Annotated in this window: 17 protein-coding genes; 5 read left to right on the top strand and 12 right to left on the bottom strand. The window is 60.1% G+C overall.

Going from position 1 to position 22304, the window contains the following annotated elements:
* Nucleotides 1-95 precede the first annotated feature (95 nt).
* From OKC42_RS01165 to OKC42_RS01140, 6 genes are all read right to left on the bottom strand, one after another.
* The gene (locus OKC42_RS01165; RefSeq protein ID WP_043821276.1) at nucleotides 96-1013 is read right to left on the bottom strand and encodes an ABC transporter substrate-binding protein; all 918 of its coding nucleotides are present in this window, start codon (nucleotides 1011-1013) and stop codon (nucleotides 96-98) included.
* Nucleotides 1014-1097: 84 nt separating this feature from the next.
* The gene (locus OKC42_RS01160; RefSeq protein ID WP_270818970.1) at nucleotides 1098-1901 is read right to left on the bottom strand and encodes an ABC transporter ATP-binding protein; all 804 of its coding nucleotides are present in this window, start codon (nucleotides 1899-1901) and stop codon (nucleotides 1098-1100) included.
* Nucleotides 1901-2938 (bottom strand): FecCD family ABC transporter permease, encoded by a 1038-nt coding sequence (locus OKC42_RS01155; RefSeq protein ID WP_270818969.1) that lies wholly within the window; start codon nucleotides 2936-2938, stop codon nucleotides 1901-1903. The genes OKC42_RS01160 and OKC42_RS01155 overlap by 1 nt, the downstream gene beginning before the upstream one ends.
* Before the next feature lie 7 nt (nucleotides 2939-2945).
* Nucleotides 2946-3962: a FecCD family ABC transporter permease gene (locus tag OKC42_RS01150; protein WP_019446608.1), complete on the bottom strand. Its 1017-nt coding sequence runs from the start codon at nucleotides 3960-3962 to the stop codon at nucleotides 2946-2948.
* A gap of 110 nt (nucleotides 3963-4072) precedes the next feature.
* Nucleotides 4073-6040 (bottom strand): TonB-dependent receptor domain-containing protein, encoded by a 1968-nt coding sequence (locus OKC42_RS01145; protein ID WP_333563365.1) that lies wholly within the window; start codon nucleotides 6038-6040, stop codon nucleotides 4073-4075.
* 280 nt (nucleotides 6041-6320) lie between these two features.
* Nucleotides 6321-7124, bottom strand: coding sequence for a siderophore-interacting protein (locus OKC42_RS01140; RefSeq protein ID WP_270818967.1), 804 nt, complete (start codon nucleotides 7122-7124; stop codon nucleotides 6321-6323).
* 324 nt (nucleotides 7125-7448) lie between these two features.
* Between OKC42_RS01140 and OKC42_RS01135 the strand changes: the two genes are divergently transcribed.
* Nucleotides 7449-8966 carry an HD domain-containing phosphohydrolase gene (locus OKC42_RS01135; RefSeq protein WP_202003528.1) on the top strand — a complete coding sequence of 506 codons (1518 nt, stop codon included), beginning with the start codon at nucleotides 7449-7451 and terminating at the stop codon, nucleotides 8964-8966.
* Nucleotides 8967-9059: 93 nt separating this feature from the next.
* Here the strand turns inward: OKC42_RS01135 and OKC42_RS01130 are convergent, their stop codons facing one another.
* Nucleotides 9060-10325, bottom strand: coding sequence for a TIGR03503 family protein (locus tag OKC42_RS01130; protein ID WP_270819008.1), 1266 nt, complete (start codon nucleotides 10323-10325; stop codon nucleotides 9060-9062).
* Nucleotides 10322-11056 (bottom strand): DNA polymerase III subunit epsilon, encoded by a 735-nt coding sequence (dnaQ, locus tag OKC42_RS01125; protein ID WP_064336501.1) that lies wholly within the window; start codon nucleotides 11054-11056, stop codon nucleotides 10322-10324. The genes OKC42_RS01130 and dnaQ overlap by 4 nt, the downstream gene beginning before the upstream one ends.
* Before the next feature lie 79 nt (nucleotides 11057-11135).
* Here dnaQ and rnhA point away from each other — a divergent pair, with 79 nt between their 5' ends.
* Nucleotides 11136-11600 (top strand): ribonuclease HI, encoded by a 465-nt coding sequence (gene rnhA, locus OKC42_RS01120; protein WP_270818966.1) that lies wholly within the window; start codon nucleotides 11136-11138, stop codon nucleotides 11598-11600.
* Here rnhA and OKC42_RS01115 read toward each other — a convergent pair.
* Nucleotides 11588-12310 (bottom strand): methyltransferase domain-containing protein, encoded by a 723-nt coding sequence (locus OKC42_RS01115; RefSeq protein WP_162516067.1) that lies wholly within the window; start codon nucleotides 12308-12310, stop codon nucleotides 11588-11590. The two genes, rnhA and OKC42_RS01115, sit on opposite strands and share 13 nt — an antisense overlap.
* 72 nt (nucleotides 12311-12382) lie before the next feature.
* On the opposite strand from OKC42_RS01115, the gene gloB reads away from it, so the two are divergent.
* Together gloB and OKC42_RS01105 are read left to right on the top strand one after the other, a co-directional pair.
* Nucleotides 12383-13147: a hydroxyacylglutathione hydrolase gene (gloB, locus tag OKC42_RS01110; protein WP_216950460.1), complete on the top strand. Its 765-nt coding sequence runs from the start codon at nucleotides 12383-12385 to the stop codon at nucleotides 13145-13147.
* 70 nt (nucleotides 13148-13217) lie between these two features.
* Entirely contained in the window at nucleotides 13218-14771 is a 1554-nt protein-coding gene (locus OKC42_RS01105) for a lytic transglycosylase (RefSeq protein WP_058055865.1), read from the top strand.
* A 157-nt stretch (nucleotides 14772-14928) separates the two neighbouring features.
* Here OKC42_RS01105 and astE read toward each other — a convergent pair whose 3' ends face one another.
* Nucleotides 14929-15954: a succinylglutamate desuccinylase gene (gene astE, locus OKC42_RS01100; protein WP_270818965.1), complete on the bottom strand. Its 1026-nt coding sequence runs from the start codon at nucleotides 15952-15954 to the stop codon at nucleotides 14929-14931.
* A gap of 293 nt (nucleotides 15955-16247) precedes the next feature.
* Entirely contained in the window at nucleotides 16248-16457 is a 210-nt protein-coding gene (locus OKC42_RS01095; protein WP_005337823.1) for a DUF1127 domain-containing protein, read from the bottom strand.
* 525 nt (nucleotides 16458-16982) lie between these two features.
* Between OKC42_RS01095 and OKC42_RS01090 the strand changes: the two genes are divergently transcribed.
* The gene (locus tag OKC42_RS01090) at nucleotides 16983-17876 is read left to right on the top strand and encodes a DNA replication terminus site-binding protein (RefSeq protein ID WP_270818964.1); all 894 of its coding nucleotides are present in this window, start codon (nucleotides 16983-16985) and stop codon (nucleotides 17874-17876) included.
* A gap of 140 nt (nucleotides 17877-18016) precedes the next feature.
* Here the strand turns inward: OKC42_RS01090 and OKC42_RS01085 are convergent, their stop codons facing one another.
* Nucleotides 18017-21892 (bottom strand): DEAD/DEAH box helicase, encoded by a 3876-nt coding sequence (locus OKC42_RS01085; RefSeq protein ID WP_270818963.1) that lies wholly within the window; start codon nucleotides 21890-21892, stop codon nucleotides 18017-18019.
* Between the last annotated feature and the right edge of the window lie 412 nt (nucleotides 21893-22304).

Here is a 22304-nt window from a genome sequence, read left to right as displayed (position 1 = left end):
GAGGTCACGATAGACAGTGACAACGCAAGAGGGAGGCACCGGCCTCCCTCTTTGCTTGGTCAACTTTTTGGTCAACCCCAGCGGTGCGATGGCACTCAGCTGCGGGTTGCCAGCAACTGCTCCACATCTGCAATTACCTGCAATGCCGCCTGCGGGCCGCCGCTCGAAGTCCAGAGCGACCCGTCCACGGCGCCAAAGCGCTTGGCCTTGATCACCGGCAGCTGCTGGAACGCCGGGGTCTGCTCCGCCTGACGCATGGCATCCACCGCATCGCCGGTGGCGCTCAGGGTACCGACCACCAGCCAGTCAGCATCCAGCAGGTTGAGGGACTCCAGACTGAGCGCCGGTGAGTGGGGTGCGCCAGTACCCTGCTGCTTGCTTGGGCGTACCAGCCCCATCGACTCCACTACGCTGCTGGCAAAGGTGCCCTGATACATAAAGCTCGGCCCCTTGGGGTTCCAGCGCACTATGCTGATGCTCTCCCCCTGATGCTTGGCCAGCTTGCTGCGAGCCTGAGTCAACCGCTCGGCATACTGCAGCAAGAAAGTATCCCCTTGCTGGTCGCGGTTGAGGGTGTGGGCGGTGCGGCGGAAGCTATCCTGCCACGGCTCACCCCACTTGCTGGTCACCACGGTCGGCGCGATCTCCCCCAGCAAGGTCAGCAGCTCGGGACGGGTCTGGCCGGTCAGGATAAGGTCGGGCTCCAGCGCAATCAGCGACTCCAGATTGGGGCTGTCGAGATCGCCGATCACCTGGATCCCCATGCCCGCCTTGTTCAGCAAATAGCGGGGCAAGGTGGGTTGACCACGGCCATTGACGGCGCCGATGGGGGTCAGCCCCAGAGTCAGGGTGCTGTCGAGTTCGAGCTCGCTCAGCACCACCACCCGCGTTGGCTGGACTGGCACCTGCACCTTCTGGCCAAACGCATCAGTCACTTCACGCATCTCCTGCGCCTGAACCAGCGGCGCGGCCAGCATCAGGATGGCTGCTGCCAGGGCTGCAAAACGCTTCATCATCTCACTCCTTCAACGTTGCACGGCCCGGATAATCGGCCGCGTGAATACACTCGGTGGGCCCACAGAGCAGGCCCATATGACTCAACTCGCCGAACGCAGGGTGCGGCCATGTTCGTGGCGACGGGGCACGATAATGGGCGCCCCGTCGCCGGGGGCATGCAGAATGTCGACACTGGTGTGGTAGAGCTGGTCGATTAGCTCCTTGGTCACCACCTCCCGGGCCGGGCCCATGGCGGCAATGGTCCCCTCGCCGATGGCGATCAGCTCGTCACAGTAGCGGGCCGCCATCGCCAGATCGTGGATCACCAGCAGCACGGTTTTGCCCTCGGCGGTGATGCGATGGATCGCCTCCATCACCTCGGTCTGGTGACCGATATCGAGGGCACTGGTGGGCTCATCGAGCAGCACCATGTCGCTGTCCTGGGCCAGGATCATCGCCAGCCAGGCCCGCTGTGCCTGCCCGCCGGAGAGGGACGCTGCGCTCTGCTGCCAGATGCTTTCAAGCTGCATCCGCTCGCAGGCAATACGCACCATGCGGGCATCCTCCTCGCCCCACTGATTGAACCAACCCTGATGAGGGTGGCGGCCATACTGCACCAACTGCTCCACCAGAATGCCGGCAGGCAGGGTCGGCCGCTGGGGCAGATAGGCGAGCTCCCGCGCCAGCCCCTTCATGGGGTAGCTGGCGAGCGGCTTGCCCTTAAGCAGGATCTCGCCGCGTTGGGCTTTCATCTGGCCGGATAGCAGCTTGAGCAGGGTCGATTTGCCGCAGCCGTTGGGGCCGACGATCCCCACCAGCTTGCCCCTCGGCACGCTGAAAGAGATGTCCCGCAAAATGGGGGTCTGCTGATAGGCGAAATGGAGGCGATTTACGGTGAGCGTCATCAGTCAGCCCTCTGGCGATCGTTAACGAGAAGAAACAGCAGCAACAAGCCGCCGAGAATGCGGGTCATGATGCCGGTCGCCACCTCGTGGGGGCTGGCCAGCACTCGGACCAGGGTATCGCTGGCAAGCAGCAGCAGGGCGCCGCTAAGCGCCGCCAGCCAGAGCGGCACCACCCGGTCTTTCACCAGCCAGGAGGCAAGAATGGGGGCCGCCATGGCGATAAAGACCACGGGGCCGCCGATGGCGGTGCCGAGCGCCGCCACCAGAATGGCCTGGGCCAGAATGCCCAGTTGTACCCGATCGCCGTTGACGCCAAGCCCTCTGGCCATCTCGGGGCCAAAGCGCAGCACCGCCAGCGAGCGGGAGAGGTAAACGATCCAGGGGCAGAGCAGCAGCAACAGGATGGCAATCGGGGTGATAGTGCTGTAACCCACGGCGATAAAGCTGCCCATATTCCACAAATAGAGGGAGCTCAGGTGCAGCAGGGCCTGGGTGGACATCACAAACTGGCCGAGCGCCTCGAACAGCTCGGAGAGGCCGATACCGATCACTACGAACAGATAGCCCTGCTCACCCGGTTTGCGGCAGAGGACATAGAGCACCAGCGCCGCGAAGATGGCGCCGATGGGGGCCGCCCACCAGGGCCAGCTGCCCACGGTCAGGTAGAGGGAGAAGACGATGATGGCCAGAGAGGCGCCGTTGTTGACCCCCACCATGTCGGGTGTGGCCAGCCGGTTGCGCACCAGAGTCTGCACCAGACAGCCGGAGAGCCCCATGGCCGCCCCCCCCACCACCACCCCAAGAATGCGCGGCAGCCGGATCTTGAACAGGGTGAGCTGCTCAAGCCGCGTCCCCTCCCCCAGCAGGGTGTTGACCACCCCGGCAAAGCCGAGCTTGCCGCCGCCAACGCTCAGGGCCAGCAGAGCAAGCGCCAGCAGCGCCATGGCCAGCAGAGCCAGCCAACGCCAGCTGGGCAGATGGATCAGCAAAGAGCGGTTGCCGGCCCGCAGGCAGAGCATATCGGTAGGTGTGCGCATCAGCCCCTCACTTGACGGTCAGCAGGGTACGAAAGCCCCCGCGATGAACGATGGCGATCAGCACAGGCGCACCGATCAGGGCCAGAATGACCCCGTTGGGCAGCTCGAACGGCTGGATCAGCCAGCGCGCCAGAATGTCGGCCAACAGCAGAAACAGCATGCCGAACAGAGCGGAGAAACAGACCTGCACCGACAGCTTCACCGGCTCTACCAGTCGGCCACAGTAGGCGGCCAGAAAGCCGACAAAGCCGATGGGGCCGGCGATGGCGATGGCACTGGCGGTAAACAGGGTGGCGGCCAACAGCACACCAATTCGCACCCGGTTTGGGCGGATCCCCAGCGCCTGGGCCTGACTGTCCCCCATCTGCATCAGGGTCAGCTGGCGACAAAGCAGCAAGGTGATGACAAACGCCGCCAGCACGAAGGGCAGTACGGCAATGATGGCATCGAGATTGGCCGCCGACAGGGAGCCGAGGTTCCAGAAGCGGTACTGCTCCAGCACCATCTTGTTGGAGAGCAGCAAAAAGCTGGAGAGACCGCCGAAGGTGGCGGAGAGCGCCACCCCGACCAGAATCAGCTTGAGCGGATTGGAGCGGCCAATCATCATGCCGAGTCCCAGCACAATCACGTTACCAAGCAGCGCGCCTAGTCCTGCCCAGAGCAGATAGCCGTAGGCGGACTCCACCCCGAACCAGGTGAGCCCCACCACCAGCGCAAAGACGGCCCCGGCGTTGACCCCGAGCAGACCGGGTTCCGCCAGCGGGTTGCGGGTCGCGCTCTGCAACAAGGAGGCCGCCAGAGATAAAGAGGCGCCGACCACCATGGCGCAGAGGGTGCGCGGCAGTCGCAAGGTATTGAGCACCATGGCGAGCTTCTCGTCGCCAGCCCAGCGGGCATCCCCCATCAGGTAGCCGAGCACCTCGCGAGCACCATAGACACCCGCACCGGTGGCGAGCGAAAGAGAAAGCAGTACAAACAGGAGGAACAATCCCAGCCAGAACAGCGAGGTCTGGTCTCTAAACACCCTTTAACTCCTTATGGTGGCAATACGCATGTTGTTGAAATAAAAGCGGTCACCCGAGGTGATCCCCTGACAACAACGGAAGCCCGCCAATGCGGGCTCCCGTTCAGCCATTACAGCTTGTAGGCCACACCGGCATAGACAGTACGCCCATCGAGAATTTGATCGGCCTCGGTGGCAACCCAGTCACGCTTGGTATTGGTCAGGTTGTTGAGTCCGAACTTCAGATCCAGTGCCCGAGTTGCGTTCCAGACTGCCCCGACATCCAGGGTGTGGAATCCGGCGGTGGTCTCATAGGTGGTGCCGCTCATGCGCGGAACCGGAAGGATCTGGCTGCCGGTGTAGTTCCAGCCGAGCTGTGTACTCAGGCTCTCGATGACCTGCCACTCCAGCTTGGCGTTGGCGGTATGCTCCGGCGTCCGATAGAGATCCTTGCCGCTGGTCTTGTCCTCCGCATCGATCAGGGTGACGTTGCTGGAGAGGGTTAGGTTATCGGTGAGATCAAACCAGCCGCTCAGCTCCACCCCCTTGATGCGGGCCTTGCTGACGTTCTGATAGGTCATCACCGCCGGACGCCAGGTGGAGGTCCATGCCTCGCTCTGGATCTTGTCCTTGATATCGTTGTGGAAGGCGGTAACCCCGGCCCCCCAGAACGAACCATCGTAGGCGGTGCCCAGCTCGTAGCTGACGGCGGTTTCCGGTTTCAGATCCGGGTTGCCCACCACGGCGCAGCGACCGCGACAGGCAGCTACGGCATAATCCGGGTTGGACTGGGCAATGGTCGGCGCCTTGAACGCCTTGCCAATGCCGCCCTTGACCACCCAGTTGTCCGTCAGGCTGTAGAGGGCATAACCGCGGGGGCTGAACTCGGTGCCATAGGTCTCGTGGTGATCGACCCGGCCACTCAGGGTCAACGCCAGATCGCCAAAGCCAAACTCATCCTGCAGATAGAGCGCGCTCTGGTTGACGCTGACATCCCCCCCCTTGAGGTTGACGTTATGCTTGAGTTCGGTGATGCGGTACTCGGCACCGCTGGTCAGCAAGTGACTACCCAGGTTGCCGCTCAGCTGGCCATCGAAGGTGTGGTTGGTCTGGCTCACATCGCCGCTGCTCTTGCTCAGCGCCGTCATCAGCTCGGAGTCGTCAAACAGGTCAACCTGCTCGAAGGCATAGCCGACCCGGCTGTCGAACTGATCCCAACGGCCGACGTGAGTGGCATTGAGCCCCAGTCGCTCCATCTGCTGGATATTGCGCGGCGTCTGGCCGTAGTTGTTCCAGTGGGCCTCGCGATCGTCTTTGGCGTAGTTCATCCCTACATCCAGATCCTGACGATCATCGATCAACCATTTGACGTTGGAGAGGATCCCCAGCTTTTCACGCTGCTCGATGGCATCTGCCTTGGGGTTGATGCTCTGCTCGCTCTGCCAGGCATCCCGGTGATTCCCTTCTACCACCAGGTTGGCCAGCAGCTTGTTATCGATCAGCGCCCCGCCCGCATAGGCGCTCGCCTTGTTGATAGTCCCGCCGTGACCATCGGTGGGATCGCTAAAGGTATAGGTGGCAGCCGCTTCGGTCTTCTCCACGGGTTGGCGCAAGATGACATTGACCACCCCACCCAGCGCATCGGCACCGTAGAGGGAGGAGATAGGGCCACGGATCACTTCGATACGCTCAATGGCCGCCATCGGGATGGCGGAGAGATCGAAATCATTGCCATAACCGGAGGTAAGAGCATCGCGGGAGCTGATACGCCGGCCATTGACCAGCAACAGGGTGTAATCCCCCTCCAGCCCGCGCAACTTGATCTCGCTGCGGCCGTAGCTGGTAGCAGGGCTGATATTGACCCCCGGCAACTGTTTCAGAGCGCCGGTCAGATCATTGACATTGAGCTTGTCGAGCTCGGCCCGGGTTACCACAGAGACGCTGGCCGGGGCGGTCAGCTCGCTGTGCCGGGTTTTACTCGCCGTCACCACCATAGTTTCATGAGCGGCGACAGGCGCAGTCCCTTGGGCCAGAACTGGCAGGGTAAAAAGGGACAACACCAGCGGATGCACTGCAAATCGTCGGGATGATGTACGCATCATCAACACTCCACATAAAACAACCAGGGCCAACACCACCGACATCCCTGTCTGACCTCGCCAGACCCGGTGCAAAGTGATGGAGTTCATTGGCATGAACAGTCTCGTTCATGCCCCATCACCCCGAACATCAGTGCATTACGGCAGGCCCTGCGTTGTGCTATGCCACTCGCAGCCATCATTAACAAAAGCGCCGTACCGACTGACATCGGGACGGCGCAATACTAAATGCAAATCATTTTTATTTGCAAGAGTGAATCAGGTATTCTTTCGCATCCGCTTAATTATCCATCACATCGTGACGGGTCTGGTGATAGGCCTCTTCACTCTTGCCCCGGCGCCAGTACGGCACGGCGTAGAGCGACTGGCGATCCACCTCGAGCACAGACCGAAAATGGCGGCGCAGCGGCAGCACCAGCGCCTCTTCCCCACCCAGCCAGAAGAAGCCACCATCGCGCACCAGCGGCAGAGCAATCACATGTTCCAGCAGGCCACTGGACTCGGGCTCGCCGACAAACCAGTGACAGCGAACCCCGACCGGCAGCGTCAACGGCTGAGCATCGGCCTGATCCGGCACCAGAATCGCAATTTCCCCTCTGGCATCGGCAGGCATCACCTCACACATCGCCATGATGGCGGGCAAGGCGGTGAGATCCCCCACCAAGCAGTAGTGATCGGCCGGTTGCAGCATGGGGTTGGGACCACCCGGCCCGGAGAGGATCACCTTCTCTCCCGGCTTGGCATGGGTAGCAAAGGCGCTGGCGGGCCCGCCGTCACAGTGCAGCACGAAGTCGATATCAATTTCCTGCTCATCACGGCGAAACGCTCGGATGGTGTAGGTGCGGATCACCGGCTTGTCAGCCGGGTCACTCCAGCGCGGGCCGCTCGGGGTCATGGCAGGCAGCACCGGCTCTACCTGATGGGGCTGGGCCAGCATCACCTTGATATGGGCTCCACCGCAGGTAAAGGGATAGTCAGCCAGTTCGCTGCCACCAAAGGTGATGCGACGCAAATGGGGGGTGATCTGGGCAATGGCTTTGACAGTCAGCAGACGGGGGCGATTGGGAGGCAGAGATGGGGACACGATGGGGCTCCTCGTTGAGTGTGTCGCCCATGCTACACGCAAATAGGAATTACTATCAAATAAGATTATTTCTCGTCTAATAGCTACAAGCTGGATTCAAACATCCCCAACCACTGGCGTCCACACCCCAATCCAGACATAGGCTTTATGCACGCTAGCTCCATGATTGGGCAAAGAAAGCAGCCGGACAACGCCATAGTTACGAAGGGTTCCATTTGCTTATTTCGACCATAGTTTTTCGAGATCAAATTTTATTTCCCAATAAGTTTCCTATCCTTAGTGAAGCAGTTAATGTAAGCACAGGATGCCAAACAGGATTGTATGATGGATGACCAGATCCTGATTATTGATGATGACGATCTCTCCCTCCCCGACGCACAGCAAGCGGGCTGGAAGGTGATGATTGTTGACGATGAGCCTGAAGTGCATCGCATCACCAAAATCACCTTGAACAAATTCGAGTTTGACAATCGCCCCATCGATTTTCTGCATGCCTATTCCGCGGCGCAGGCCAAAGAGTTGCTGGCCACCACCCCGGACGTTGCTCTGTTGCTGCTGGACGTGGTGATGGAGGTCGACCACGCTGGCCTCGATGTCGTCAAATACGTCCGTGAAGATCTGCAAAACAAGATGGTACGCATCGTGTTGCGTACCGGCCAACCCGGCCAGGCGCCGGAAGATGACGTGGTCACCAACTACGACATCAACGACTACAAGGATAAAACCGAGCTCACCTCCCAGAAGCTGCGTACCCTGCTGCGGGCCAGCCTGCGATCCTATCGGGATATTCGCACCCTGGAGAGTAACCGCCAGGGGCTGGAAAAAGTCATCGAAGCCTCCAAGGGGATCTTTGAGAAACGGGCCCTGCGCCAGTTTGTCGAAGGCGCCCAGGAGCAGCTCAGCGCCCTGCTCCATCTGGGGGAAACCCAGATATACGACGTCAAGCAATGCGCCTATGAGGTGAAGGATCAAGTATTGGAGCCCCTGCTCCCCGGCCATCCCGCCATGCTCCTCACGGACGCGCCGGAGATCCTGCGCCAGGCCATGAGCAAGCGCAGCAACGTCTATAACGCCACCCAGATGGTGCTCTACTGCCAGAATCCGCGCCACCACCTGCTGTTCCACATCGAGACCACCCGCCAGCTCAGCCAGATCGATACCAGTCTGCTGACACTGTTTACAGAAAACATCATAGTGGCGCTGGAGAATATCCGACTCAATGAGGTGATCGCCGACAACCAGCGGGAGATCATCTATCGCATCGGCGAACTGGTCGAAACCCGTTCAAAAGAGTCAGGACTGCACGTCAAACGGGTCGCGCTCTATACCGAACAATTCTGCCACCTGATGGGCATGAGCGAAGAGCAGAGCGAGCTGGTGAAACGTGCCTCGCCGCTCCATGACATTGGCAAGGTGGGAATTCCCGATGCCATCTTGCACAAGCCGGGCAAGCTGACACCGGAAGAGTGGGAGATCATGAAAACCCACGCCCAGCTCGGGCAGGATATGCTCTCCGGCAGCGATCTGGCGCTGTTTCAGATTGGTGCCACCATCGCTGGCAATCACCATGAGAAATGGAATGGCAGTGGCTATCCCCGCGGTCTGAAAGGGGCGGATATTCCGCTGGAGGGGCGAATTGTGGCGCTGGCTGACGTGTTCGATGCCTTGGGTTCGGATCGCTGCTACAAGAAGGCGTGGCCGCTGGACAAGGTGCTGGCCCTGATTGAAGAGGAGAAGGGGCAGCATTTCGACCCCCAGCTGGTCGAGCTGATGATGGCCAATCTGGACAAGTTCCTCGAGATCCGCGAGCAGAACAAGGATGTCTATATCGGCGAACACTGATAGCCAGCTTGTTCTGTTTATGAACTCAAAAAAACCGCCCTGCTTATCAGGGCGGTTTTTTATATCTGGCATCACGCCACTTCAGTACGAGGGTTACTGCTCTGGCAGATTGAGATCCAGCTTGGCAGCCGGTTGTCCGGCTTGCTGATTCTCGGCCTGCGCAGCGGCCAGAGCACGCTTCAGAGCACGCCGTTTTTGTATCACCACAAACCCGACCCCACCCAATACCGCCAGCAGCACACCACCACCCGCCAATGCCCAGATCAGCCAGCCCATTTCCTCCTCTGCCGGAGTTTCATGGGTCGCCTCGGCGCTAGATACAGGAGCTGCGGCCGACAGCACCTCTACAGGAGGCGGCGGTGGCGGGAAGACATTGAAGGTTTTCACCGGCAACTCGATTTTCAGCTCACGGCCGAGGCGAGTGGTGCCATAGAGGGTTGCTTTCACCTCATGCTGACCGACCTCCTTGATGTTGGAGAGATCGATATCAAGCTTGGGGTCGCTGGCGGTCTCGCTGAACTCGTAGAGGCCGCCCACATTGCTGGTCACACTCCCCTTGACCACCACGGAAGCGGGATCCAGCTCATCACGGTCGATTAGCAGTGAGAGCTTGGCACCCAGCTCATCCGAAGGCGGCGCCAGGTTATAACTGAACGGATAGGGGTAAAGCAGCACATCCTGATAACGGGCACGGACAAACACCTGATTGCCCGTGCTGAACATGGCGCGGTACTTTCCACCGGGAATATCCTGCAGCGTCACTTCAGCCGTCATGATGCCATCGCCCGGCACTTCGTCGAGCCCCTTGCCATCATCGCGATAGTGGCCAAGTACTTGATCCAGCACGACCTCTTTCTTATCGGCATCGCTGAACGATTGCAGCTTGACGGTCATGCCAAGATCAGAGAGATAGTATTTATCTTTCGGCGGCTGGCCATTGATCAGCAACCACGCCTTGAGCTTGACCACCTCCCCCTGATAGAGCTGCATCGGCAGGGCGGCGATATCGAGCCGGATATCGGAGAGAATGCGCACCCGGTTATCGGGATCCACATCGCCAATCGCCTGCCAGGGGCCCGGCATGGGATTGCGCAGGGTAATGAGATCATGCTCCGGCAGCGCCAGCCAACCCACATCTGCGGGTTTGACCTTGCCCACGTAAAGCTTGCTGCCATCGGGGCGAACCAGGATCACGGACGGGGTGCCCGGCTTGCGCTTGATGATGAAGGTTATCTCCTTAACCCCATAATCGATGCGAAAGCGGTTATCCAGCAGCGGAATATCGGAAGGGGCAAATACCTCGGTCGCCGTCGCCCCCAGCGAGAGCAACAGCAGCAGACCGGCACACCACTTGCTCATTGCCGCCACAGACAACTTCCTCCCTTCTTCTGTACCAGATCCAGTCTCGCCTCGTGCAGGGCCTGAACCTCGGTGCTGGCACGCACCACCTTGAGGGCAGGTCGGTTGCTCTCCAACCGGCGAATGCTGGTGTCCTGATTGCTTTCGTTTTCGTTGCTCTCGGTGGCCAGATTGAGTTTGGTCTGGCCGCCGGTCATCAGCAGGTAGACGTCCGCCAGGATCTCCGCATCGAGCAAAGCCCCGTGCAGGGTACGGTGGGAGTTGTCGATACCGTAACGATCGCACAGCACATCCAGGTTGTTGCGCTTGCCGGGGAAGAGATCCCGCGCCATCGCCAGGGTATCTGTGATGGTGCAGATATCCGCCGTCTTGAAGTTGAGTCCGAGCTTGCTGAACTCGTAGTCCATGAAGCTCACGTCAAACGGTGCGTTGTGAGCGATCAGTTCGGCGCCGCGGATGAACTCAAGGAATTCGTCGGCAATCTGGCTGAACGACGGTTTGTCACGCAGGAACTCGTCGGTGATACCGTGCACCTGGATCGCTTCCGGGTCGACCAGACGATCAGGCTTGATATAGACGTGATAGTGGTTACCGGTCAGCTTGCGGTTGATCACCTCCACACAGCCGATTTCGATAATGCGGTGCCCCAGATAGACAGGGCCACCCGCCGTATTCATACCTGTGGTTTCAGTATCCAGAATGATCTGGCGATTCAGTTGGGGTGTGTTCATGATCCAATCTATGTCAAACTTCGGCTTTACTTACTCGCTAGTTTACCCCAAGCCTCATGTTAAAACAGATTGATTGCTCATGTTAAAACAGATTGATGTCTATACCGACGGCTCCTGCCTCGGCAATCCGGGCCCGGGTGGTTACGGGGCCGTGATGGTCTACGGCAAGCACCGCAAAGAGATTTCCGCAGGATTCAGGTTGACCACCAATAACCGGATGGAGCTGATGGCCGCTATCATGGGGCTGCGCACCCTCAACGAACCGTGCAAGGTGCGCCTCACCACCGACAGCCAGTATGTCCGCCAGGGGATCACCCAGTGGATCATCGGCTGGAAGAAGAAAGGGTGGATGACCGCCAACCGGCAACCGGTCAAGAACGTCGATCTCTGGAAGGAGCTGGATGCGGAAGTGGGTCGCCACCAGATTGAGTGGCTCTGGGTGAAGGGTCACTCCGGCCACCCGGAGAACGAACGGTGCGACGAGCTGGCCAGAGAGGCCGCCTGCGGCAAGGGTCTGGCCGAAGATACCGGCTACCAGCCCTGACGGGCCATTCCCGGTGTGGCGAGGGACTTTGGCAGCTGCCAGCGCCGCCGCACCGGGATAAGTGGAAAGCGCCGTTTACGGGCCGCAATCACGTATACCGATGCAAATGCCCTGCAATAATCCCGCCCGACACTCTCCCGCCACCAACTGTGCCAGCTCTGTTTCCCCATAAACGAGTAACCGAAACGCTCGTCGAACATCACCTCGCATCCCAGCAGATGCAACCAGTCCGTCACCCGCCCCGGGGTGAACATCCGTGCCGACCAGGGCATTCTGCGCCGCAAGAACGGCACACAGTGACCGATCCCGACCAGACTCATGGGGTTATAACCACTGATGATCAGCCAGCCATCGTCGGTCAGCACCCTTTCGGCTTCGCGCAACACCTGATGAGGATCGGCAGAGAAATCGAGGCAGTGGGCCAGCAGGCAGGCATCGACGCTGCCGGTCCGCACCGGCAGATCGAGGGGATCGCCATACATGTCGAGCAGCCGCCCGCCGGGGGCGACCCCGATCTGGTGACGAATGGAGGAGCGTTTGCAGGAGAGTTCAGCGCTCAGGGCGCCAATTTTCAGCAGATGATACCCAAACAGATTGGGGCACCAGTTGTCGAGCCGATCCTGGATCTCGGCCGCCACCCAGTCCCCCATAGGCAATGCAGACCAGCTGGTCGGGATCTCGATTTGTTGTTCGGTACGTGCCACCTGCATAATAGGGCTCAACTCGGGGTTTCGAACGCCATCCTGTTATATAAGATACCCTCCCTAAAGAGAAGCAGACTCATGTATCCAGTGATCACAGTTCCAGCCTTTAATGACAACTACATCTGGTTGATCCGCCACGAAAATCACTGTCTGGTGGTCGATCCGGGCGATGCGGCACCCGTGCTGGAGCGGCTCGAGGCATTGGGGCTGGTGCTCGATGCCATCCTGCTGACCCATCACCATCACGACCATGTCGGGGGCGTCACCGACCTGCTTGCCCACTTCCCCCACGCCCGGCTCTATGGCCCCAAACTTGACCCGATGCCGGATCACCACGGTCAGTGGCTGGAAGATGGCGATCAGATCAACTGGCACGGCCTCGCCCTCGAGGTGATCCATGTGCCCGGGCACACTCGCGGCCACATCGCCTACCACGGTAACGGCATGCTGTTTTGTGGCGATACCCTCTTCTCGGCCGGTTGTGGCCGCCTGTTTGAAGGGACGCCGGAGCAGATGTACCACTCGCTGCAACGACTCGCCGCTCTGCCCGATGAGACCCTCATTTATTGTGCCCACGAGTACACCCTCTCAAACCTGCGTTTTGCCTATGCGGTCGAGCCGGACAACCCGGCGATCCGCCGCCAGATCGGGCTGATCAGCAAACTGCGGCAACAGGGGCTGCCAAGCCTGCCAAGCCGGCTGGGTGACGAACGCGCTTTCAACATTTTTCTGCGCTGCGAACAGGATTCAGTGAAATTTTCTGCTGAAAAGCACGGGCTAAAATGCGTGGAAAATCCGGTAGATACCTTCACCATCCTGCGTCAGTGGAAGGACGTTTTTTGAACAAACCTTGATCAGGGGGCCATTGCCCCTTATGATGCGAGCTGTTTTTCCTAAAAATGACCGGAACGAGATGAAGGTACGAACGGCCTTATTGGCAGCGCTGTTGCTCAGCGGCTGCCAAAACCTGAGCCATCAGGATGACCGGGCGCTAACGGCAATCGAGCCGATCAAGTCCCCCCAGGTCAAGAAAAAAGCGCATAAAAAACACTCTTCCCATTTTCTGTTTGGCGATGAACAGCTGGACGAAATGGAAGATACGGACAATCTGTGGGTGCGTATCAGCGATGATATGCAACTGGAAACTCCGGACAACCCGCGCATCCGCCAGCAACGTGAGTGGCTGTTGCGCAATGATAAGCATCTGGCGACCATTGCCAGCCGGGCTGAACCCTACCTCTATCTGATGGTAGAGGAGATTGAACGGCGTGAGCTGCCAATGGAGCTTATTACTGTCCCGATGATCGAGAGCATGTTTGATCCTCATGCCCGATCCCGCAGCAATGCCGTCGGACTCTGGCAGTTTGTGCCAGCGACAGGCAGAAACTTCGGTCTGCGCCACGACAACTGGTATGACGGACGGCGCGATGTGCTGGCCTCCACCAATGCGGCGCTCGACTATCTGGAGTACCTGAACCGCTTCTTTGACGGTGACTGGCTGCAGACGCTGGCCGCCTACAATGCCGGTGAAGGACGGGTGCGCAACGCCATCCAGCGTAATCAGCGCGCAGGCAAGCCGACCGACTACTGGTCGCTCGATCTGCCGCGCGAAACCCGGATGTATGTGCCCAAGATCCTCGCCATGGCTGACATGATCAGCAATGCGGACAAGTACAATATCCAGTTGCCGGTGCTCGCCAACGAGCCGAAGCTGCGAGTGGTGGAGACCGGCAGCCAGATCGATCTGAATGTGGCCGCCCAACTGGCAGGTCTGCGCACCTCACAGCTCAAGGAGGTCAATCCGGCCCTGAGCCGTGGTGTGATGTCGCCCCGTGGTCCTTACCGCCTGCTGGTACCGGTAGAATATGCCGATACCCTGGAGCTGGCACTGGCCGATCTGCCCAAGAGCGAGCGTATTCGTACCCGCTCCTATCAGGTCACCAGTGGCGATACCCTGTCGCGCATTGCCCAGAATCATGGCGTCAGCGTGAGTGAGCTGAAGCTGGCCAACAATCTGCGCAGCAACAACCTGCGTCGCGGTCAGCAACTGGTGATCCCGACCCACGGTCAGGTCAGCAGCAAGGCCAGCTCCGCCAGCAAACCGCAACAGCTGGCAAGCCGTGGCAGCAGCCAGAAGGCCAAAGTCAGTTACAAGGTGCGCTCGGGTGACAACCTGTGGAGCATCAGCCAGGCACACGGCGTCTCCCACGAAGAGCTCGCCAAGTGGAATGGTCTGAATGCCAAGTCGGCGCTCAAGCCAGGCATGAAGCTGGTGGTCTATCCCAAGCAAGGGAAGAAGAGCGACAAATCGATGGTGTATCAGGTTCGCCGTGGCGACTCCATCTCCTCCATCGCGGCTCGCTTCCAGGTGGCCATCAACGATGTGATGCGCTGGAATCAGCTGGATAAAGGGGATTACCTCAAGCCCGGTCAGGAGCTGACCCTGTTTGTGAAGAACAACAGCTAAGCCTCACCGCTTGAACCCGATAAAAAACGGGGCCAGTCATCTGACTGGCCCCTTTTATTACTGCGGCTAACCGCTGCTGTGTCTGAGCCACCGACGAAAACAATGGCTTGGCGCCGCCTGCGGATGCATCACCGCTCTGAAGGAAAAACTATCACCGCTATTCCCAGAGCCTTGTCGGCACCACCATCAGCACGGTGCGCTGGCCGATCGCCACATTGGCATTGGGGAAGACTACCGCCTCACGCGGCTTCTCGACCGTGTAGCGAAGCTCGCCATCCTCGGCCAGCACGAACCCTTGCGGGAATTCGGTGAAGTTGTCGACATCGCTGGCAAACAGGAAGCGAAAGTCCGCCGATTTTTTGGTGATCACCCGATCGATGGCAAACAGGGTGAAATCATCCGCCCGCCACGGCTCCAGCGCCACCTCATCCTGAGTAACCAGCTCCTGCAGCGCTTGGCGGGTTTCGATAAAGCGGGTCATATCGTTCTCGCCAAACGGGCGCACCTTGCCCAACTCCACCGTAAAGGCGTGGGCACCATGCTGGCGGGAGCTGTAGTAGCTGAAGGTCGTGGTCGGACTAGCGGAGAGCAGAATAGTACGCACCCCGCAGGCGCCGAGGAACTGCACCTGCTCGCGGCAGTGAGGCCGCTCATGGGGAAAGGGGTAGACGGCAAACTTCTCGTGGCGCGAGCCGCGAATGGCGGTGTGCAGATCGTAGTGGTAGCGGGGACGAGCCGGATCGGCAAAGAAGCGGCTCACATACTGCTCGAGACGCATGGCACGGATCCGCTCCCGATTGCAGAGCCCCTCCCCCTTGCTGTGAGCACCGGAGAAGAGCCGGTTCATGTTCTCCTCCACCTCCCGCAGCCCCAGATTCATCGCCGCCGGATTGCCAAACAGGAACAGCACCCGATGGCGGGCGCTCAGCTCGCCTGAGAGCAGACGGCTCAGCAGTTGGTTGCAAATCTCGATGGGGGCAGTCTCGTTGCCGTGGATACCGCAGGAGAGGACGATATCCTTGCGCCCTCCCGGCTGGCCGCCCGCGCCACTGGCAGGCTCCAGACAGAGCACGCCGGTATCCCAGACGCTGACCCGCGCACCATCGGACAGGGCAAATTCAAAGGGCTCAAGCTGCCACTCATGGCTGCGGGTCAAGGCCAAAAAATCGTGCTGGGGAATCATCCGTCTCACCCTCTCGCTCTGGAATACTATGGCCGGATTATACGCAAGGCATCGCGGCTTAAAATCGTTTTTTAAACAAATTCAAACATTAACGATACAAGTGTGATAACAATCGAACGATGACAGCAATGGCAGTAGCGATATGGAATAAATATGAAAGGAAAAAGGATCAATAAATAACGGGGGAAAACGGGGGGAGATAAAACAGACAATGACAGACCTGGCGGCTGGACGCCACAGGAGCAGAACAGCAAACGACTCAGCAGAAAAACAAGGCATCCATGCCCGGCAGATCAACCACGCCAGAACGGCTTGGTGGTCTCTTGATAACGGTCAGCTTCGTTCAGGCCGATGTCTTTGAGCAGGTACTCGGGCAGCTCGGAGAGCTGGCGACGGCTGCGGCTGCGCTCCAGCCAGGTCAGAACGGTCATTTTAACGCGAGCAACCAGATTCAATTGGCTGGAATGCTGGTAACCGGTTTCGGTATAAGTCATGTTGGCCATGATGTGGCTCCTCTGAATATTTGTTTACGCACTGGGCTTTATTTGATGCGCAAAGCTTAGTCAGGGAGCAGGGCCGACTCAATTGACGAATTTTGATACGTTACATTAGTAAATCTAATGTCTAAAAACGGCAGGGTTTAATTTTAACGCTTTGATTTTAAACAAATAATTATTTTGACGGTTGGCCAGCAGAGTCGCACAGCATATTGTGCTGCATGGCACCCATATATATATGCATTTTACTGCTTTACATATGCAGGGATGGACAAGGTGTGAACAGCTGGCAACAGCGGAGTTACACGTGAATGTTAATTTAATGATCTTGTGGAGATCTTTATTTAACACCCTGAAACATAAATAAAACCATCACCACATCCCCATTCAGAGGCGCACATTGCCCCCTCCTCAAAGTGCCTCTTGGCACTCCAACCGCATGCTGGTATGTTTATTTATACAGTAGTTTTGCTACCCGCAGCGATGTCATACCTGATGTCGTCAACAGCGGGTCAGACCACAGGATCATCGATGGATACCTTTACCCCGACCGCCGCCCTGCGTCAACAGATGGCCGCCATTGAAGCCTCTCTCAACCAGCTGGCCGATCTGCTTTGCCAGCTCGACCTGCAGGAGGCTCATGTCTATCCCCTCCCCCCGGTTGCACAGGGGGAAGAGCACGACCCGATCGAGCAAATTGAGGTGGGCTATCTCAACGGTGAAGCCGCGCTGGCAGCCACCCTCGCCGCCTATCAGGACCACAGCGCCCGCCCCGGCTGCTCCACCAAGGCAACTCATCGGCTGCCCGGCTGGTTGCGCTTTCCTGCTGCCGCAGCCCCCTTGCTGCAACCGCTGATCGACCAAATCAACCAGCAAAAGCTCGATTTCAAGGGGCTGGTGCAGCAGGCGGGGGGACGGGACGAGAAGTTCGAACTGGTACATACCGCCCTGCCCGGCGTGATCACCCTGCAGGTCTACCGCAAGCTGACCCTGCTGGCGGGGGAGCTGCAATCCCTCGGCTTTACCTGGGCCGACAAGCAGACCATCAATCGCCTCAGTCGCGAGCAGGTGCTTGAGATGCTGGAGCGCAGCCGCCGCTATATACCGGCCCTCTCCAACAACGAGGAGTGGAGCAAGATGGTGGATCAGGAGGTCTATGACATTCGCCGTCTGCCCGCCGATGCCGAGCTGCGGATCCGCCGCCCGGTCAAGACCCACCCGATGATCAACCTGCTCTGGCTGGAGCGCACCCCGCGCAAGCAGCAGATCAAGGCGAGCCTGCCTCTGCTGCTATGCTCGGATACCCCGCCTGCAGTCACCCATCTGGGCAACTATCCCCCCAAGAGCCGGCAGGCGCGGCGAGATCGCAAGATTGGCGGCGAGCCCATCATCGAGCGGCTGCACCTCTATCTCTATCAGGGATGAATGGCGCAGGAATAACCGAGCCGCCTTGCCGCCATAAACGAGTATCCCGCATCTGCGTCCCAAACAAGAAAGGGGAGAACATCTCTGGATGCTCTCCCCTTTTCTGTATCGATAGGCGGTATGAAAGGTGGCGTCGCCAATCAGCCCATCAGCAGGGCCCGCAGGCTCTCCACATCCAGCCCGCGCACCTCGGACTGGCCGCTCAGCAGGCCATCGGCCAGCGCCCGCTTCTCGTCGTGCAGGGCGACGATCTTCTCCTCCACCGTCTGCTCGCACACCAGCCGGTACACGGTCACCGGCTGGGTCTGGCCCATGCGGTGCGCCCGATCGCTCGCCTGATCTTCCACCGCCGGGTTCCACCAGGGATCGAGGTGCAGCACGGTATCGGCCTGGGTGAGGTTGAGGCCGGTCCCCCCTGCCTTGAGGCTGATGAGGAACAGCGGCACCTCCTCATGACGAAAACGCAGGATGGAGTCCTGACGGGACTTGGCGGAGCAGCCGCCATCCAGATAGCAGTAATCCCAGGATTTCTGCTCGATGCGGGCCCGCAACAGGCTCAGCAGGTCGACGAACTGGCTGAACACCAGCACCCGATGACCACCGTCAATAGCCTCCTCCAGCAGCGCCATCGCCTCGTCCAGCTTGCTGCTGGTTTGCGACCACTCGGGCATCACCAGCTCCGGCGAGCAGCATAGGCGGCGCAGTCGGGTCAGGCCACTCAATACATGCATCAGGGCGCGGCCATCGGCGCTTTGCACCTGCTGCACCACTTCCCGCCGGGTCGCCTCGTAGAGCTGGCGCTCTTCGGGGGAGAGGCTGATGTGGTGGATGATCTCGGTCTTGTCCGGCAGCTCGGTCAGCACCTGCTGCTTGAGACGGCGCAGGATGAAGGGGCTGATCACCGCCCGCAGCTGCGCCATGTGCTGGGGATCCTTGACCGCTTTGCCAAAGCGACGCTTGAACTCGCCAAGGCTGCCGAGCAGCCCCGGGTTGATAAAAGTGAAGAGACTCCACAGCTCCCCCAGATGGTTTTCGATGGGGGTGCCGGAGAGGGCGAGGCGAAAATCGCCGTCGAGCTGGAACAGCAGCTTGGCGCGCTGGGTGCCGGCGTTTTTGATCTGCTGGGCCTCATCAAGCACCATGGAAGACCAGCGGCGGGACTTGAGCGCCTCCGCCAGGCTGCCGAGCATGCCGTAGTTGATGAGGATCACCTGACCGGCCTTGGCCTCGCGAATCATCCCCTCCCGCTCGGCCGGGTTCTCGAACACCACCACATCAAGCTCGGGGGCGAAACGGGTCACCTCCTCCTGCCAGTTGGTGACCACTGACTTGGGTACTACTACCAGCGCAGGGCCAAGGTGCTGGCGCATCCGCAGCACGATAAGCGCCTGCAGCGTCTTGCCCAGACCCATGTCATCGGCCAGACAGGCACCAAAACCGTGATGGGCCAGGGTCGCCATCCAGCGCACCCCCTCTTTCTGATAGTCTCGCAGGGAGGTAAGCAACTCGTCCGGGCAATCGACCTCCTGCTGCCACTCCTGCTGCAGGGATTGCCACGCCGCATCCCCTTCGGTGGTAATGACCGAGAGCAGACGGGTCAGGGGATAGGCCAGCTTGTTGTTGATGCGCTGCTCTTCATCGAGCATGGCCCCCAGCATGGTGAGCCGCTCCACCAGCTTGTCGCTCAGCATCAGGCTGGTCTTCTCGTCGAGCTGAACGGTACGCTGGCCCGGGGTCATCTGGCGCAGAATAAGGCGCAGGTCGAGGATCTGGTGCTCATCGAGGGCCAGCGCCCCTTCGACCTGGAACCAGTCCTGCCGCCGCTCGATGTGCAGGCTCAGAGCCGCTTCATCAAGGCTCTTGAGGCGAGCGCTGTCCTGATGCCAGTGAATGACCACACCGGCGTCCACCAGCTCTGGCAGGGCATTGACCAGCGCCAGCGCCTGTTCCCCCTGCAGCAGCCACTCGCTGCCGGGCAGGCCGATGGGCAATTGATTGCGCAGCAACTGGGCCTGCAGCTTCTCGGCCGCGAGATCCCGCTGCCAGTAGTGGTACGCCTTGATCCCCTGCCGCACGATCGCCTCCCCCTTGCCAAGGGGCTGGGGCGGCAGATCCTCAAAGCGGGTCACCAGCTTGACCGACAGCTGACCATCCTGCCAATCCAGTTGCACCGAAGGAATGCCCAGCCAGGGAGCCAGTTCGGCGTTGCCGCTAAGCCCCGCAACCTGACTGTGCCAAGGCAGCTCGGGAATGGCGTCCAAGGTGCGTTGCAGCTCGGCCAGCCCCTCGGCGGGCAGCAGCGGGATAGATTCGAGCGCAGGCAAGCGGTCGAGCAGCGGCTGCGGAGTGAGGATCAGCTGCCACAGATCCTGCGCCAGCGGCATGATATGGGCCCCGCGGGCGGCCGCATCGGGGCAGAGCTGCGCGCTCATCCCCTGTTCGGTGGCCACCACCTGCAGCAGGGGGGCGCTGATGGCCAGTTGCAGCTTTTGCCCCTTGGCGTTGAACAAACGGGGGTGATCGGCCAGCGGCGCCCAGACATCCCGCGGCAGTCGTCCCATCACCCGTGGCAGGGTGCGGACCAGTGCCCAGTCGTGCTCATCGAGCATGGCGGCATACTGGGTAGAGAGCAGGGCCGGATCGACTCGGCGACCGGCGGTCCACTCCCCCTTGGTGCTCAGTTTCTGGATCTTGCACTCCAGCTCGGGGCCGTCGGCATGGAGCAGCCACACCAACCGCTCTTGCGGCTTGCGTACGCCACTGGCGCGTCCCAGTCCCTGCAGCCAGTTGAGCCAGCTGGCAGAGGCCGCGGTTTTATCCTCGTCCCCGTCATCATCCTGCTCATCACTGCCCTCTTGCGCACTCTCCTCACTGCCGCGCAGTTGGCACAGGGGCGCCCCTTTGGCCGCCTCGCCCAACAAGATGCGCAGCAGATCCTGACAAAAGGCCATCAGGCGATGATGGGGCTCGGCATCGAGCAGATGGGAGAGATCCCACTTGTGCAACATGGCCACCTGCGGGCTCTGTGCACCGTGACGGGCCAGCGCGCAGAGATCGAGCCAGAGATAGCCCCAGTGGAGCTCCTCCACCGGCAGCTGCAGGGTATCGAACAGGCCGACCGCCTGACCGTGGCGATCGCCCGCCCACTGGCTGAGCAGATCGGCAAGCAGGGGGAACTGGCCAGTCAGACTGCGCTGCCACTTCTTGCGCTGTTCGCTGGCGATGACGGGATCGGCCTGCTGCAACCAGCCAAGCCAGAGCAGGGCGCTGAATGAATGGGGCCACTGGCCCGCCTCACCCTCATCGGTTGCCTGCCACTGGCCCAGCGCGGTGAGCAGTCGCTCGCCAAGCGGGCCGTTCTGGCTCTGCTGGGCCAGCGCCTGCAGGGCTGGCCAGCCGGGGGCGGCATCCTGGTCCTCGCCGGTTGGCGATGTGCTCTCGCCATCCCCGCAGAGCCAGCGCCACTCCGCCTCGAACGCTTTGGCCCGAGCTTGCACCTCGGGAACGCAGCGCACCAGCGCATTGGCCAGCGGCCAGCGCTCTTCATAGGGGGCATCGAGCAAGAGTTGCAGCGAGAAGTGCTCCAACAACATTTGCTGCCAGGCGGGGCTGGAGCCCGCCAGCAACTGGTGAGCGTCCGGGGTATCGAGCAGGGTCAGCAGATCGCTGGCCGAGAAATAGGTCGGGATCTCCCCCGCCTTGCCGCGGCAGAGCTCGCGCACCACCGCATGGGTGAGATCCTGCCCGGTCAATGAGGGCACCCGGCTCCAGTCCGGCGCCGGGCAGAGACCGGCACGCACCCCCAGGATCAGCGCCAGCGTCCCTTCGGCGGTCAGGCTCCACTGCTGCTCCCCGCGCAATCTGACCAGCCCCGCATCCTGCAATCGGGTCAGTTTATCGATCAGGGCATGGCCTATCGCCAGTTGTTCTTGCAGCAAACGGGTACTGGCAACGCGCTGCAATTGCAGGGTGGCGAGCAGGGCATAACTATCCGAAGAGAGGGTGGACGCAGACATCAAGACTCACGGGCAAGTGCAAAAGCGGAATTTTAACGGTAAAGCGCCAGCGGCTCGACCCTTTACCGTGAAATAACTCAAAAAAAAACGGCCATCCATGATGACCGTCGAAAGTAACGAAGGAAATAGCCGGATCATCCGGTTACCTCCCACAGCGGGAAAATCGGGAGCGCTAGCCCCTAATTCGTGGAGCCAATGCTAGAGGTTGGCGCCCGAAAAAGCTTTGAAGCGGATCACAGTTGAAAAGGATTTCTGAAAACGGTTTCAATTTTTAGCGGTAAAAACCATGATTTCGCGCCAAATGAGCCATGTCCAAACCCCTCCTGCTCACCCGGCACAAGCGGTAGAAAACCCTATAACGGTCGCTTGTCGAACGCCCCTGTGCGGGCAGCTGTCAGCTGTATAGCTTCAT

The organism is Aeromonas sp. Y311-2 (assembly GCF_027706025.1).
In the GTDB taxonomy this organism is placed as follows: Bacteria; Pseudomonadota; Gammaproteobacteria; order Enterobacterales; family Aeromonadaceae; genus Aeromonas; species Aeromonas veronii.
Note: the sequence above shows the minus strand (reverse complement) of the source record. Positions and strands in the feature narration are given on the sequence as shown.